Source organism: Enterococcus sp. E5-162, from assembly GCF_035725965.1.
Classification (GTDB): Bacteria; Bacillota; Bacilli; order Lactobacillales; family Enterococcaceae; genus Enterococcus_B; species Enterococcus_B lactis.
Genome location: NZ_JAPRFV010000001.1, coordinates 371861 through 384860, shown reverse-complemented (window position 1 = coordinate 384860; position 13000 = coordinate 371861). Strand labels below are relative to the sequence as shown.

The window sequence follows — 13000 nt, the reverse complement described above, 5'->3', positions numbered from 1 at the left end:
GATAAAGACAGCTGTCTGCAAGTTGGAGGCAGCTGTTTTTTATGTGGTGGTAAGAATAAATCAATGTTACTTTTCGTTTTCTTTTATATTACATTTAAATGACAAAACAAAGAATTCTTCGGATTAGTTTGTGTTTCTTGAGAATTAAAAGTATAATTTAATTAATTAAGTTTGTTTTAAGAAGAGAACTTTTTAGTAAGTTTTTTTATTTTGAGGAGGAATTTGAATGCAAGAGCTGAAGACCCGCAGTGCCCGACACCATAGACCTAAAAGAAACATGGTGATCAATAAAAAAGCGATTGCTCCTTTAATTGGAACGAGTCTTTTAGTTGGGCCGATGATGGTTACAGCGGTACCGCAAAGTGTTCATGCAGATGAACAAGGATCTCAAACAGTTGCTGATCCTCAAGCGTTTATCGATCAAATCGGCTGGTCTGCATCAGAAGTTGCTGCAAGTAATGACTTGTATGCTTCAGTCATGATCGCTCAAGCGTTGTTGGAAAGTACATATGGTACTTCCGGATTAGCTAGTGCGCCCAATTATAATTTGTTCGGTGTAAAAGGAAGCTATAACGGACAGGTCGTTTATATGGCAACCAAAGAATATGTAAACGGACAATGGGTAACGATGAATGAACCATTCCGAAAATATTCTTCTTATTGGGAATCCTTCCAAGACCACGCAAATGTTCTTCGTTCAACCAGTTTTTCAACAGGCGATTATCATTATGCTGGTGTATGGAAAAGCAATACAACAAGTTTTTATGATGCAACAGCGTACTTGACAGGTCGTTACGCTACTGATCCAGATTATGGAACCAAATTGAACTCATTGATTAATACTTATAATTTAACCCGTTTTGATACACCATCAACTGGTTCGGCGACAACAACAACTACAAGTACAACAACAACAACTACTACGACGACTTCAACGTCATCATCATCGTCGACAACAGGTACGGATACAAATAGTAGTCAAACATATACAGTTGTATCAGGAGATACGCTATGGGATATTGCACAAAAATTTGGCATGTCTGTTGATGATCTAATGGCGAAAAACGGCATGTCCATGTCCAGTTATTCTTTATTAGTCGGACAAGAATTAAACGTGTGATTTAGATAAAAAGGCAAAGAAACGACCATATCTGGTATATCTTTGTCTTTTTTTTTACTAGTCAAAGACGAATCACTCGCCAGAAATGAACAGATTGTATTATGATAAGTAGGGAAGAGCAAAGACAAGGAGGAATTGAAGATGACAGCTATCTATAACTCAGTCACCGAATTGATTGGTAAAACGCCAATCGTCAAATTAAATAAACTCGTACCAGAAGATTCAGCAGATGTATTTGTGAAACTTGAGTTTTTTAATCCAGGAGGAAGTGTAAAGGACCGGATTGCTCTAAGTATGATAGAAAAAGCGGAACATGATGGATTACTGAAACCAGGAGATACTATCATTGAACCTACCTCCGGAAATACAGGAATCGGATTGTCGATGGTAGGAGTCGCGAAAGGATATAAAGTCATTATCGTGATGCCTGAGACGATGAGTATCGAAAGACGTTTATTGATGAAAGGATACGGCGCAGAGTTGATTCTGACGCCTGGTGTGGATGGTATTTCTGGATCCATTAGAGAAGCAGAACGTTTGGCAAAAGAAAATGGCTACTTTTTACCATTACAATTTGAAAATGAAGCAAATCCTCTTGTACATGAAAAAACGACTGGTCCAGAGATTCATCAAGCCTTTGGAGTAAATGGATTGGACGCTTTTGTCGCAGGTATCGGGACAGGCGGGACAATCACTGGTGCTGGCCGAGAATTAAAACGTGTGTATCCAAAAATCGAATTAGTAGGGGTAGAACCGGCAGAATCTGCCATTTTAGAAGGAAAAGAAGCGGGTCCTCACAAGATCCAAGGAATCGGTACAGGATTTGTCCCTAAAACACTGGATACCTCTGTATATGATAAAGTCCTTTCCGTGACTGGTGACGAAGCGATGGAAACAGCTAGAGAAGTCGGACGAAAAGAAGGGATTTTAGTTGGTATCTCATCTGGTGCTGCAATTGCTGCCGCATTAAAAGTCGCAAAAGAACTAGGGAAAGGCAAAAAGGTATTAGCAGTCGTTCCCGACAATGGTGAACGTTATTTATCTACAGCCCTTTACCAAGAAATGTAAGTAAACTTGTTTCTCTATAAATAGGTTTATGTGGAAGGCTTTTACAGATGAAAAGAGAAAACACAAAAATCTATGATAAGAAAAGAGTTAGTTGAATAGAGACGTAGAATGGTGAACATGACTGTTTTACGTCTTTTTTTCATTAAAATACAATAAAATTGAATTTTCTTTTCATGTTAAGTGGATTTTAAAATGTAAAAATAGTATGATAAGACGAGAATAACAACGTGGGGTGTTTACATGGAAAATAAGTTAGTCGAAGAGGTTATCGAAAAGTTAAAAAAAGAGAACATTCGAATCACACCTCAACGGTATGCGGTTTTAGAATATTTGATTGAACATCATTCCCATCCAACAGCTGATGAGATTTATAAAGCACTTGAACATCGTTTCCCAAACATGAGTGTTGCGACCGTTTACAACAATCTTCGTCTGTTTACTTCGATTGGATTTGTTCAAGAAATGAAGTACGGCGATGCTTCTAGTCGCTTTGATTTCAGCTCAAAGCGTCACTATCATGTGATTTGCGAAAACTGCGGTAAGATCGTTGATTTTCATTACCCAGGGTTAGAAGATATAGAAATGGCTGCGAGTAGGCTGACTGATTTTGAGATTAACGAACATCGGTTGGAATTGTATGGACTTTGTCCAGACTGTAAAGAATCAGCAAAAAAGGCACAAATGTAAAACAGTTTCTACAAGTGTTACACTTAAAAAAGCTGGCTACGTAAAAAAACGCTAGCTTTTTTTATTTTTTTGTCTTTTATTCACAAGGACAAACGTTAAAGTGAATGTTATCACAATGAGGATCTTGCTAACAATGGATTTCTATGATTGTAAATGAGTAAAACTACAAATAAACCTTTGTGAATTCACAAGCATTAAACTGTTGTATCCGTTTTATTTCTGTTATAGTAATTTTGTCGAAGGACAAAATGTTAATCGGAGGGACCATAAATGAAAGTAGTAGTAATTGGCTGTACTCATGCAGGTACTGCAGCTGTAAAAAGTATTTTAAAAAATCATCCAGAAGCAGAAGTGACAGTGTATGAAAGAAATGACAATATTTCTTTCTTATCTTGCGGTATCGCACTTTATGTCGGCGGAGTAGTAAAAGACCCAGCAGGCTTGTTCTACTCAAACCCTGAAGAATTATCTTCATTAGGAGCAACAGTTAAAATGGAACACGATGTAACAGACGTCGATACAGAAAACAAAACAGTGACGGCAAAAGATCTGAAAACAGGAGTAACAGAAACGGTTTCTTATGATAAATTAGTAATGACAACTGGTTCATGGCCTATCATCCCACCGATTAGTGGAATTGATGCAAAAAATGTACTCCTATGCAAAAACTACAACCAAGCAAATGAAATCATTGCACAAGCGAAAGAAGCAAAACGTGTAGTAATCGTTGGTGGTGGGTATATCGGTATTGAATTAGTCGAAGCTTTTGTCGAATCTGGAAAACAAGTAACATTGATTGATGGGTTAGATCGCATCTTGAACAAATATCTAGATAAACCATTCACAGATATCCTAGAAAAAGAATTGACAGACCGTGGTGTCACTCTTGCATTAGGTGAAAATGTTACTGAATTCATCACAGATGAAGAAGGAAAAGTGAAACAAGTAGCTACACCAACAGATACATTTGATACAGATATGGTCATTTTATGTGTGGGCTTCCGTCCAAATACAAAACTGATCGAAGGAAAAGTAGAGACACTGCCAAACGGGGCAATCAAAGTAAATGAATACATGCAAACAAGTGATCCAGATATTTTTGCCGCTGGAGATTCAGCAGTAGTCAACTACAATCCAAGTGGCACACAAAACTATATTCCTCTGGCAACAAATGCCGTGCGCCAAGGATTGCTTGTAGGAAATAACTTGACAGAGCATAAAATGGCGTATCGTGGGACTCAAGGAACTTCAGGACTTTATCTCTTTGGCTGGACGATTGGCTCGACAGGAGTGACCAAAGAAAGCGCAACATTGAACGATCTAGAAGTCCAAGCAACGGTATTTGAAGACAATTATCGTCCAGAGTTCATGCCGACTACCGAAAAAGTAATGATGGAGTTAGTTTATGAAAAAGGCACAAATCGTATCGTTGGTGCTCAGTTCATGTCTAAATACGACATTACGCAATCAGCAAATACTATGTCTTTAGCTGTTCAAAATAAAATGACTGTAGAAGATCTTGCTCTTTCAGACTTCTTCTTCCAACCACATTTTGACCGTCCTTGGAATTACTTGAACCTACTTGCACAAGCAGCGCTAGGCGAAATCGAAACAGCACAATAAAGAAAGACAGACGAGAGCGGTTAGGAAAAAGCTGTTTAGTTTTGACTAAATACCGTTTATTTTGGAAAAAGGGTTGTGACGTATTTTTTGTCACGACCCTCTGTCTTTTTGTGAAAAGTACAATTAGTTGTCTTTCTTCGCATTTTTTGTCACAATAAGCAACAAAGATAAAGCTATTACGTAAAAGAACAAGCAGTTTTACTTGAACTTGAAAAGAAAGGTGAGAAAGAAAATGAATAAAGAATATTTTGTCCAACAAGATGCATTTTTAGAAGATTATAAAAATGTTGCGAAGGAGTCGACGATCAATATAGATGAGTTGGCGGAGCAAGTGCTCTCTCAATTGAATGAAACACAAGAGGAATATTATACGATGCCAGCAGAAGATGCGAAAGATAATGCTTCTCATCGTTTTCCTTTCAGTCGGCGTATCTACTCAGATGAAAATGACGGCACGTTGAATACGGAGTACACATATGAAGGACAGCCGTATGAACTAGAAACAGAAGATGATGTTTAAACACCGTTTATTCGGAAAAAGGGGTTATGACATTTTTGTCAAACCCCTTTTTTCTTGATTTCATTCTCTTTTTTACTACAAAAATCCTTTTAACTTTGTTGTTTAGGAAACAAAAAAATAATATAATGAAAGAAAAAGAAGGTGTAGAAATGGATAAAAGACAGCTGCTAATAGAAGAATATCTGGATTTAGCTAATGAGATTATTCATCGTAATAAACCAGAAATGGAAAAAGAATTTGCAGGATTTACGCTAAATGAACTAGAAGTGATTGAACATATCGGGAAAATCCCTGATCCTAACGTGACAAAATTAGCGAATGCTAGTTATATGACTAGAGGAGCCATCAGTAAGCTAACAAAAAAACTGATAGCCAGAGGGATCATAAACACTTATCAAAGCGAAGAGAATAAAAAAGAAATCTATTTTCAATTGACGCCAATCGGACAAAAAATAAAGAATAGACACGAGCAACTACATCAAAAATGGGTCCAGCGAGATGCTGCTGTATTTGAAAATATGTCAAAAGAAGAATTTGACACAGTATTTCGTTTTATCGGTCGATACAGAGAATTTATACGGAGTAGCAAATGAAACTAATGTTTTATATTGTAATAATAATAGGCAAAGATTATAAGCAAAAACCCGAATATCGTCGGAAGAACTGGTGCTGCGGCATAAAGCTGTCCTGCGATTAGCGGGCCGATGACGCGCGATAGAGATTGTATACTTTGGGTACCGCCCATTACAAGACCTTGCTGGTTTTCTGAAACAGAATTGGATAGTTGGCCATTGAATACAGGAGTAAAAATAGAATCGCCGAAACCATAACAGATAATCCCAAATAAAAACAAAACCGGCAGTAGAAGAATTCCAGATAATGTGATGAATAGATAGGCGAGGATTTCACTGCACATTCCTATTCTTGTGATCTGCTGTTCTGAAAATTTTTTGAGCAATCGAGGCATAATGAATAATTGTGAGACAATATCCAAGATTCCAATCAAAGAGAAGCTTAAACCAACCAACCCCGCTTTCCACTGAAAGGTGTCAATCGAAAATTGAGAAAAGATAGATTGCAGAGAGCCAGCCGCTAACCAAACAGCAAAACCGACTGTCAATAAAGGAATAACGGATGAAATCTTGAATAATTGTTGTAATTGGTGAAAAGGTCTTACATGGGAGAAACTTAAATCTACTGAACGTTTTTTTATTGGAAGGCTTTCTTGCATAAATGTGTAGCCATAAACGGCATTTAAGAAAGTAAAGAGTGCTCCAATAAATATAGGAACAGAATTTCCCAATTCAGCTAATAGACCACTTATAATAGGACCAAGCGTTGTTCCTATACCGACTAAAGCACCCATCCATCCAAAAACTTTGGTTCTTTCATTAGGTTCCGTGATGTCGGCAAAGTAAGCATATAAGGTGGAGATTTCTCCTGCTGTCAATCCTTCAATGATACGACCAAGGAACAACATCCATATCGAATTTCCTAAACCAAAAATCAAATATCCAATACTTGATCCTAATAAACTGATAATAAGGATCGGACGACGCCCGAAATGATCACTTAAGCTACCGAGAATGGGGGCAGATAAGAAGGCAGCTAGAGCATAAACAGACATGAGCAAAGTGATATAGAAAGCTTGCTGATGTGCGGAGTGGGAATAAGGAAGCACTAAAAAAGGAAGTACAGGACTGACGATAGTAAATCCTAATCCAGTGAATAAGACAGAAATATATCCAAAAACTTTAGAATGTTTATTTGTGAAACTGAACATTTAAAAAACTCCTTTATACAATAATGTTAACTCGGAAACAAAAAAAGTGTACAGTAATTTTGTTTCCTTGTCAACATTATGAGGAGCAGCGAAATCTACTTGACTTATTTATTCCGAAAAGTGAGAATGCACATCAAAAACATAAACAAACAAAAATCAAGTAGACGACACTATAAATCTGACCGATCAGTGAAGCAATAGAAAAGAAACCTGTTCTTGCTTCCCATGTTTTTTTTACGTATACTGTGATTGAGCGGAGGAGAAATCATGTTGAATTTAGAAAAATACTTAAGCGCTGGACAAACAGTCATATCTAATCTTTTACTTAAAAATTATCATAGGATCGGTCTGCAATCTGAAGAATTTTTATTTGTTCTACAGTTGCACATGGCACAGCTTGAAGGAGATACTTTCCCTGATTTGCAGATGATTGCTATAGATATGGGAATCAAACAAGACCAGATTTTTCAAATACTGGATCGTCTCGTAACAAATGGATTTATCAAGATAGAAACGACGATTGTCAATGGTAAAAAAGCAGATCGATATAATCTTTACCCTATTTATGATCAATTAGGTGAGTATTTAAAAACACAAGAAAAAAAATACGAAGAAAAAATACAAGAAAAAGAAATCCAGTCAGTGTATCAATTATTTGAACAAGAATTTGGACGCCCGCTTTCTTCGATCGAGTTCCAGCGGATTGGTCAATGGCTAGAAGAAGACCAATATCAGCCGGAAATTTTGAAGCTAGCACTACGGGAAGCCGTATTGAATCAGGCTTATAGTTTTAATTACATTGACCGCATTTTGCTATCGTGGGAAAGAAAAAATCTACGTACAAAACAGCAAGTAGAAGAAGACCAAAAACGAAGGAAACAGCAACTTCTTCAAAGAGAAGTAGAACAGCCGACTCAACAAGAAGAATTGCCAAAAGTTTCGCTGAAAAATTGGTTGGAGGAGTAGCAGAATATGTTAAGCAAACAAAAGACGATGGAAGCTCTAGAAACGATGTATGAAATGTTCCCAGAAGCACACGGAGAACTGAAACACAATAATCCATTTGAGTTATTGATTGCAGTGATCTTAAGTGCCCAAGCGACAGATGTATCAGTAAATAAAGCAACGCCAGATTTGTTTGCCTCCTTCCCGACACCTGATGCATTAGCAGATGCTTCAATCGATGAAATCATCCTCAAAATAAAAACGATTGGTTTGTATCGTAACAAAGCAAAAAATATCAAAGCGTGTGCGCAGCAGCTGATTGAACGTTTCGACGGACAAGTACCAACGACAAGAGAAGAATTGATGTCTCTTCCTGGCGTGGGCAGAAAAACGGCAAATGTCGTATTAGGAGATGCATTCGGGATACCAGCAATCGCAGTAGATACCCATGTTGAGCGTGTTTCAAAACGACTGAGGATCTGCAAACTAGATGCCTCGGTCATGGAAGTAGAAGAAACACTGATGCGGAAAGTGCCGCAAGAATTATGGGTAAAGACACATCATACACTGATTTTTTTCGGTAGATATCATTGTACAGCAAGAAATCCTAAGTGTGAGGTGTGTCCTTTGCTATCAATATGTCAAGATGGGAAAAATCGGATGCGCCTAAAAGAAAAGACGCTAAAAAAGAAACCACGCCTGTAGACGTGGTTTCTTTTTTCTATCTGTTTCCAGAAGCTGAGGTGCTACTGGATGGTGTATGGTCATTTGCAGCATCCGCTTCGCTAGTTGCTGGTTCACTGGAAGAAGGAAGAGTAGATGAAGACGGCGTCGAGCTTTCTTCAGATGAAGAAGAAGGAACCGTCGTTGATGACGCTGGCTCACTTGTCTCTGCTGTCGTGCTTTCTGTTGAGGACTCAGCGGTTGATTCACTTTGACTAGTAGAGCTAGTTTGAGTCGTCGTCTCTGTTGTTGAGCTTTCAGGAGCCTGGACATAGCTGGAAGAAGGAATAGTTGTTGATGGCGCAACTGTATTTGATTTCACTGTATATTGATCCTTATAGTACAGTTCACCGCCCACACGAATCAAACCGCTTGGCATCTCCCAGTCTGTATTTGTCACGTTAGCTGAAACATATTGCATAAGCTCGCGATAAACATCAGAGGCCACGTGTGACGATTCTGAAGTGACAGGTGTCATTTTCTTGTTGTAACCTGTCCACACGGAAATCGAATAATTTGGTGTATAGCCCGCAAATAGGATATCTGGATATACACCAGAAGAAATACCAAGTTTCGCATATTCGTCATCTGTATAATTTGATGTTCCGGTCTTACCGGCTTGATATAACCCAGCGATTTGCGCATTCGTACCAGTACCTTCAGTGATTGTATCTTTTAAAATGTCTGTGATCATATAAGCTGTTTCTGGAGACATGGCTGTTTTTCCATCAGGTTCATAAGTTTCTTCTGTACCGTCTTGGAAGACGATTTTATTAACATATTGAGGTTTGTAATAGGTTCCTCCATTGGCGAAAGCCGCATAGGCTGCTGCCATTTTTAAGGAAGAAGCTCCGTATTTTGTCCCATCTTGTTCTTCCGTATTACTAGAGATCGCATTCGATTGATGGATCGTGCTGTATTCGATCCCAAGATTTTTTAAGAAAGAAGCCACTTTATCTGAACCGACTTCATTGAATAATTTGACTGCTGGAACATTACGGGATAAGTAAAGTGCTTGGCGTAAAGTAATGGTGCCCATATATTGATTATCCCAGTTTCCTACAGGAGTAGAAGTGCCTTCATAGTTATACGGCGCATCAGTGATAGTTTTTCCAGTAGAATATTTCAAATATTCAAAAGCTGGTCCGTAATCTGTGACAGGTTTCATCGTAGAACCAAAATCACGGGAAGTATTCACTGCTAAGTTGTTGCCTAAAGTCACGTCTTCTGCGATGTGACGCCCGCCAATCTGGGCTTTGACTTTCCCAGTATTTGTGTCGATAAGCGTGGAGGCAACTTGCATCTCGTCGTCTGGATAAGAGACATACTGATCCGTATTGACGATATCATATAGTTTCTTTTGAGCATCCAGATCCAAATTCGTATAAATCTCTAAACCGTCTGTGTAGACATTCTTATCTGTTTTTTCTTGTACTTCATTGATGACTTCTTTGACATAATTATCGACGATCTTAGTGTTGTCATCAGATTGAGTTAGCTCTTGCAAACCATCCGTTACCGGTACATTGACAGCTTGATCATATTCTGTTTGAGAGATTTTTTCGTTTTGAAGCATCGTATACAAAACAGTATCTCGTCTTTTCTTCGCCTGATCGGGATAAACATAAGGATCATAGGCAGAAGGGGCTTGCGGCATTCCAGCAAGCAATGCTGTTTGTGGTAAAGAAAGTTCTGATAGTTTCTTACCAAAGTACATCTCAGAAGCTGTCTCCATCCCGTACAAACCATTTGACATGTACACTTTATTTACGTAGTAGGTCAAAATTTCTTGTTTCGATTTTTTCTGTTCCAATCTTACAGCCATCCACGCTTCTTGAGCCTTACGTTTCAGGGTCTGATCCTCGGCGCTGGTGGAGAAGAAGGACAGTTTGATCAATTGTTGTGTCAAAGTACTTCCGCCTTGTAGACCGCCAGAGGTGAAATTAGAAAGGGCAGAACCGATGATCCGAATAGGGTCAACCCCGATATGTTTATAAAAACGCCGATCCTCTACTGACACGATCGCATCTTCCAATGTTTTCGGTAATTCATTTGCAGAAATCTTTTCTCGCTTTTCCGCACCTAGATCTTCGAATAATTCGCCATCTTGTGTATATAATTTGGAAGATACGGTAGCGTCCAATTTTTTATCTGTCAATTCGGGTGCATCTTTTGCGTAATACCAGAACAGTCCTACACCTGCTAAAAAGAGGATACAGAAAAACGAGAGGATGCCTAAAAGGATTTTAATAAATAATCCTTTTTTATGTGGTCCAGAAGTCTTCCCAGAACCTTTGCCAGAATTCTTCTTCACACTCTTTTTAGGAGTAGGCTGTTTCTGTCGTCTAGAGCTTCTAGTTTGTTCATTTGCCATTCTTGCTTTCTCCTTCAATAGATAATGTTGATAAATAGAAGTCAACCGCGTCCAAATAAGGAATCCGCGGAGAAATACCAGTTTTGATCTCTATTCCTAGTTCTTCGATCAATGATAAAGGCAGTGATTTGCGTCCTTTTTCCTTTTGAGCATCCCAGTAAGCAATCAAATGAACACTATTCAAATAAAAACAGCGTTTCAATGTCGAAAACCATAATAAGACAAAGCAGACTCCTTTTTGTTCGAGGCATGCTTTCATGTGTTCGATTTGATGGGTATGGAAGTTTTTAAAGGGAAACGATGTTTTGTTCTTGGTTTCTTTTGCTTCAAAGTCCAAGTAAAAGCCTCGATAGACGCCATTATAGTCTGTGGTTGAGGCTTGGGTAAAGTAGGCTTCTTTGATTACAGCAGCGCTTCTCTTAGGATAGTCTACTTTCACGATTTGGATAGGGGTAGGCTTTTTATGGATAACTGCCAACCCGCGGGAAAGATAATACTCATTACTTTCATTGATTGCTTCTTCAAAGCGCATCCCCCGATTGCCGAATTCGGTGATTTGTTTTCTTTTTTCTTGAATTTTTTCGACGGGAGAGGCATTCTTATAATAAGGTTGGCCGTTTGGATAGCGCAATACCATCTTTAATCACACTCCTAGGCCACATTATAGCAAAAAAGCAGATAGAAAGAAAAGGAATCTGAGATGGATAAGTCAAAAGTAATCTATGTGTCTGGGTATCGAAGTTTCGAACTCGGTGTTTTTAAAGAAAATGACCCTAAAATCCAAGTTGTTAAAAATGTTTTAAAAAGGGAACTCCGCCAGTTAGCAGAAGAAGGGGTGGAATGGGTACTTGTCAGTGGGAATTTGGGCGTTGAACTATGGACCGTGCAAACAGTAGCGGAATTGAAAGAAGAATATCCGGAACTTTCCATTGGTATTTTGTATCCTTTTGCTGATTTTGGTAATAACTGGAATGAAGGGAACCAAGAGAAAAAACAATTAGCAGAGCAATTAGCAGATTATGTCGAAGCTGTTAGCCATCAACCCTACCAATCACCTAGTCAGCTAAAGAATCATACTCGTTTTATACTTGAACATACAGTAGGCTGTCTGCTGATCTATGATGAAGAATTCCCTGGGAAAACGAAGTATTTTTTTGAAGATGCACAGAATTACCAAGCGGATCATCCCTACGAAATTCGGCTGATCAGCATGGACGATCTTCAAAATTTTAGTGAATAATCGATATTGTGTTTGATTTATCAACTTTTTTCCTATACAATGAAAAAGGTAGAAATGTTATTACGTAAATGAAAACTAGAGGTGTAAATATGGCGAATTTGGTTTATAGTCCTAAAGACATTTTACAACAAGAATTCAAAACAAAAATGCGCGGCTATGATCCCCTTGAAGTTGATGAATTCTTAGACAATATCATCAAAGATTATGAAACTTACAGCAAAGAACTCCTTGCTTTACAAGAAGAAAACGATCGATTGAGTGCAAAAGTAGCTCAATTATCTAAAACTCAAGGAGCAGCTCAAACACGTGTGCAGCAAACAGAAGTACCGAAGAGCGCAGCAGTAACCAATTTCGATATCTTAAAACGCTTGTCAAACCTTGAACGTGAAGTATTTGGTAAAAAGCTTGATCAACAAGCAAGTGCAGTTAAACCAGCACAACCTAATCCAAATAACTACACAAATGCAGATACAAGCTTAGATGATAATGAAAAAACACGTCAATTTTAATTTTTGACTAATGAATTTGCGGTTTTCGGGTAATCGCGGTCTGACTTGATCAGGCTGAGGAAAGTCCATGCTCGCACAGGCTGTGATGCCTGTAGTGTTCGTGCTTAGCGAAAACATAAGCTAAGGTACTCTTTGGAGTAACGGCAGGAAAACAAGCTAAGGCTTCGGCTATGCTTAAGTATCCTTGAAAGTGCCACAGTGACGAAGCGGCTGGGGAAACCCATCCGGTGGAACGCGGTAAACCCCTCGAGCGAGCAACCCAAACAATGGTAGGGGCGCTTTTTGTTTGGAAGAAGAACAAGACAAAAAGGCAGTACAACTGCAGATAGATGGTTACCACTTTGCTTTTTCTCCCTGGAAAAGCAAAGTACAGAACATGGCTTATAGAAAACCGCAAACATCAGGGAA

General features: G+C 38.6%; 13 protein-coding genes and 1 other RNA gene. 11 read left to right on the top strand and 3 right to left on the bottom strand.

Going from position 1 to position 13000, the window contains the following annotated elements:
- The first annotated feature begins 226 nt into the window (after positions 1-226).
- The 6 genes from OZZ83_RS01845 to OZZ83_RS01820 all read left to right on the top strand — a co-directional run bounded on the left by OZZ83_RS01845 (position 227) and on the right by OZZ83_RS01820 (position 5611).
- Positions 227-1120 carry a glucosaminidase domain-containing protein gene (locus tag OZZ83_RS01845; protein ID WP_123830436.1) on the top strand — a complete coding sequence of 298 codons (894 nt, stop codon included), beginning with the start codon at positions 227-229 and terminating at the stop codon, positions 1118-1120.
- Between the two features lie 141 nt (positions 1121-1261).
- On the top strand, positions 1262-2188 hold the full coding sequence (gene cysK, locus OZZ83_RS01840) for a cysteine synthase A (RefSeq protein WP_002309374.1): 927 nt from the start codon (positions 1262-1264) through the stop codon (positions 2186-2188).
- 240 nt (positions 2189-2428) lie between these two features.
- Positions 2429-2875: a Fur family transcriptional regulator gene (locus OZZ83_RS01835; RefSeq protein ID WP_002289542.1), complete on the top strand. Its 447-nt coding sequence runs from the start codon at positions 2429-2431 to the stop codon at positions 2873-2875.
- 270 nt (positions 2876-3145) lie between these two features.
- Positions 3146-4498: an NADH oxidase gene (locus OZZ83_RS01830; RefSeq protein WP_002348029.1), complete on the top strand. Its 1353-nt coding sequence runs from the start codon at positions 3146-3148 to the stop codon at positions 4496-4498.
- Between the two features lie 232 nt (positions 4499-4730).
- Complete coding sequence (locus tag OZZ83_RS01825; protein ID WP_002309371.1) at positions 4731-5018, top strand: DUF5960 family protein; 288 nt, start codon at positions 4731-4733, stop codon at positions 5016-5018.
- Positions 5019-5167: 149 nt separating this feature from the next.
- Entirely contained in the window at positions 5168-5611 is a 444-nt protein-coding gene (locus OZZ83_RS01820) for a MarR family winged helix-turn-helix transcriptional regulator (protein WP_029743112.1), read from the top strand.
- Positions 5612-5613: 2 nt separating this feature from the next.
- Here the strand turns inward: OZZ83_RS01820 and OZZ83_RS01815 are convergent, their stop codons facing one another.
- The gene (locus OZZ83_RS01815; protein WP_104760133.1) at positions 5614-6801 is read right to left on the bottom strand and encodes an MFS transporter; all 1188 of its coding nucleotides are present in this window, start codon (positions 6799-6801) and stop codon (positions 5614-5616) included.
- 267 nt (positions 6802-7068) lie between these two features.
- Here OZZ83_RS01815 and OZZ83_RS01810 point away from each other — a divergent pair, with 267 nt between their 5' ends.
- Complete coding sequence (locus OZZ83_RS01810) at positions 7069-7767, top strand: DnaD domain-containing protein (protein WP_002348025.1); 699 nt, start codon at positions 7069-7071, stop codon at positions 7765-7767.
- A gap of 6 nt (positions 7768-7773) precedes the next feature.
- Entirely contained in the window at positions 7774-8451 is a 678-nt protein-coding gene (nth, locus tag OZZ83_RS01805; protein ID WP_002309365.1) for an endonuclease III, read from the top strand.
- A 16-nt stretch (positions 8452-8467) separates the two neighbouring features.
- Here nth and OZZ83_RS01800 read toward each other — a convergent pair whose 3' ends face one another.
- Positions 8468-10843: a PBP1A family penicillin-binding protein gene (locus OZZ83_RS01800; protein WP_002309364.1), complete on the bottom strand. Its 2376-nt coding sequence runs from the start codon at positions 10841-10843 to the stop codon at positions 8468-8470.
- Positions 10833-11480, bottom strand: coding sequence for a Holliday junction resolvase RecU (recU, locus tag OZZ83_RS01795; RefSeq protein ID WP_002348024.1), 648 nt, complete (start codon positions 11478-11480; stop codon positions 10833-10835). Before recU ends, OZZ83_RS01800 begins: the two co-directional genes overlap by 11 nt.
- A 63-nt stretch (positions 11481-11543) precedes the next feature.
- Here recU and OZZ83_RS01790 point away from each other — a divergent pair, with 63 nt between their 5' ends.
- The 3 genes from OZZ83_RS01790 (at position 11544) to rnpB (ending at position 12981) form a co-directional block, all read left to right on the top strand.
- Positions 11544-12083 (top strand): DUF1273 domain-containing protein, encoded by a 540-nt coding sequence (locus tag OZZ83_RS01790; protein WP_002309361.1) that lies wholly within the window; start codon positions 11544-11546, stop codon positions 12081-12083.
- Between the two features lie 89 nt (positions 12084-12172).
- Positions 12173-12592: a cell division regulator GpsB gene (gpsB, locus tag OZZ83_RS01785; RefSeq protein ID WP_002313798.1), complete on the top strand. Its 420-nt coding sequence runs from the start codon at positions 12173-12175 to the stop codon at positions 12590-12592.
- 21 nt (positions 12593-12613) lie between these two features.
- An RNA gene (rnpB, locus tag OZZ83_RS01780) (RNase P RNA component class B) lies at positions 12614-12981 on the top strand.
- Positions 12982-13000: the final 19 nt, after the last annotated feature.